General features: G+C 44.6%; 3 protein-coding genes. 2 read left to right on the top strand and 1 reads right to left on the bottom strand.

Going from position 1 to position 2719, the window contains the following annotated elements:
- Window positions 1-558 precede the first annotated feature (558 nt).
- The gene (locus F6K53_RS36790; protein ID WP_081431033.1) at window positions 559-1173 is read left to right on the top strand and encodes a helix-turn-helix domain-containing protein; all 615 of its coding nucleotides are present in this window, start codon (window positions 559-561) and stop codon (window positions 1171-1173) included.
- 398 nt (window positions 1174-1571) lie between these two features.
- Here F6K53_RS36790 and F6K53_RS36785 read toward each other — a convergent pair whose 3' ends face one another.
- Window positions 1572-1805, bottom strand: a complete 234-nt coding sequence (locus F6K53_RS36785) for a hypothetical protein (protein WP_293084478.1) — start codon at window positions 1803-1805, stop codon at window positions 1572-1574.
- Between the two features lie 180 nt (window positions 1806-1985).
- Here F6K53_RS36785 and F6K53_RS36780 point away from each other — a divergent pair.
- Window positions 1986-2719 (top strand): cysteine peptidase family C39 domain-containing protein (locus tag F6K53_RS36780; protein ID WP_293084476.1); only part of this gene is annotated, 734 nt, incomplete at its 3' end.

The following is a 2719-nucleotide window of genomic DNA, read 5'->3' as shown; positions in this document are numbered from 1 at the left end:
GCATCAAGTCCATGTTTCATTTAGTCATTGATTGTAATTGGTGATTGCTAATTGGGTCTAATCCACATAGGAGCCATAGGTTCTATCGCTCCACTTCACCCTTAATACTTCATACTTGATACTTCATACTTGATACTTCACCCTTCATCCTTCATCTTTTCTCCATGACCTATGACTCACTTAGGATCAATCCCTAAGCTAATCAGAATTTAAACGGAATATATTACGTCAATAACTCTCCCCATGCCCCCATGCCCCCATCTGCCCATCAGCTGAGATCGGCAAATTAATTAGATTCGCCCACATTAGATTTTCCCACAACTGATCACGAGGATATGGGCAAGCACCATATCATCAAATTGCTGTGCTTTTGTCTTAAAGATTCAGGATGATTATATCACTTTAGTCTACAAAAATAAATAATTTTCATTATAAATTAATTTTTATTAATAAAAAAAAGTGCCAATTTGGCAACAAAGTTAGTTTATATTGGTGTATGAATGTGCAACTATAGACTTTGGCCGATTGTTTCTCCCTACTTATGCCAACGTCTAATCAATGAAACCAATATCACACCATCAATTGACATCGGAAACTAAGAGCGATTGGCCTACGGCCACGCTACGCGAACGCATTTCTGTAGGTCTTTGTTTGACACCGTTTCAGCGCAAACTGCTACAAAAAAATCTGCAATCGGATTTACCACAACAGTATCGTCAGCGTATCGAAATTATGCTGCTAGCGGATGAAGGGAAAAGCCAAGTTCAAATTTGTAAAGCCCTAGGGTGTTGTGCCGCTACAGTACGCCATTGGATTTTTATGGCTCGTATGGGTCAAGCCCATAAGTGGAATGATCATCCCATTGGTCGCCCTAAAGCAGTAAATGATCACTATCTGGCACGGTTGCGAGAACTGGTCAGCCGTGGTCCAAAAGAATTTGGTTATGCCTTTGAGCGTTGGACAGCGGGGTGGTTAAGTAAACATCTAGCGAAAGAGTTGGGAATTAAAATAACCCCTCAGCATGTGAATCGGCTGCTTAAACAAATGGGGCTGTCTACTAAAGGGAAACCTATCCAAGAAAACGAGAGTAGCAATCTCAATCAGCCTAGTAATCGGATTGCGATTCGGGACCTGGATGCTCTTGAAGTATCCGATCTAAAGTCCACTGACTAGCTTCTTTGATAGTCTTGGTTTTTTGTCTAGCGATAGTAAAAACGCTTTTCACAGAACAATCTTCTGTTATATAATACCCAGACTACCGGTAAGAATAGGATTCTTCTTCCATCTTGGTTATTTAATTTCCTTGAAATTGGTTGATATTGACATCTTAACGGGTTAAAACAGTGTTGATTCTGTGGTTAGCCCAACGCCCGAGGGTTAAAACCACGTTGACTTTAACCCTGTCAACAGACTCCTACATCCGGCAGGCTCTTCTTAACAACTGTGGGTTTACTTCAATTTTTAATTTCGCGCCTTTCTGTTGGTGCGCTTTCCAGTGGGGGTTTGAACCTCGCGCCTTGTCGCACCGCAACCATCATACTTTGATTGATTAGTTTGGTGGTGGCAAAACCCTACAAAAATTCTGTTGTTTCGGTATGAAGCTCGAATGGCAACCCAAATATAAAGCGATGCAGAGGTTCGACCCGTGGGGAATTTTCGCCTAGGTCAAGGGCACCTAAGCGGTCTTGGGGAGCCAGTGCCGACCTGTGGGGGTCTCCCCCATGAGCAACTGGCTTGGTTTCCACGGGGCTGGAGAGCGATGCAGCGCCGCCAAAGGGGGTTCCCCCCATGAGCGACTGCATCAAGACAGGTGCGGACGCAGGTTCCGCACACAGACCCATGGGCCATGAGCGACTGCATTAAGACAGTGAGTTTTTCATAACTTTACATTGCCTTCATATTACCACAGGATTTTGCCTGGATATAGCGACCCTGCCATCTAGATCGCTAACTCTCCCTCGAAGATTTTTTAGGTTTAGAGGATTATGGTTCAAAATTTAGCCCCAATTTCTTCTCAGCAGCTGAGGGATACCCTAGGGCATTCCTTTAATGATGCCGAATTTTCCCGGATTCTCAAACAGATAAAATTTATCGAACCAAAAGTCGGCCAGTTTTGGCAAGCTGAACAGGCGGAAGCTGGTATTTATATCGTGATGACCGGCAAGGTTAGATTACTCAACAGTGCTGGGGAAAAATTTGCCACCTTGACAGAGGGAGACTCGTTTGGGGAATCTACCTTTTTTCCCGATGCATCCTTTTCGCCTTACTCAGCGAGGGCTTCTCGGAATCTTCAGCTTTGCTATCTCACCCCTGAATTGTTGTTTCCACTAATTAGCAAATATCCTCGCATCCGAGACCATCTGTATGAGTACGCCCGTAGGCAAAATTCAGTACTGGTTGACTCCGACACCCAGCCCACTCCATCACCCCAGCCCATAACCCCATCAGCGACTGCCCCATCCACACCTGCCAAAACGATTAGTAAAGCCTATTTTCCCAATCCTAATCAACGAGTGGGACATTTATGGCAACGGGTAATCCGACGCTATCCATTTTTTGCCCAGCAGAGTGGTTCTGACTGTGGTGCCGCCTGTTTGGTAATGGTATCTAGCTATTGGGGAAAACGGTTTAGTGTGAATCGTTTGCGAGATATCGCTAATGTAGACCGTAATGGTGCATCACTGCGGGGATTATCAGCAGCAGCAGAAAGTATTGGCTA

This window comes from Moorena sp. SIO4A1 (genome assembly GCF_010672065.1).
Classification (GTDB): domain Bacteria; phylum Cyanobacteriota; class Cyanobacteriia; order Cyanobacteriales; family Coleofasciculaceae; genus Moorena.
The sequence above is the reverse complement of the archived record's forward strand: the minus strand, read 5'-3'. Positions and strand labels throughout refer to the sequence as shown.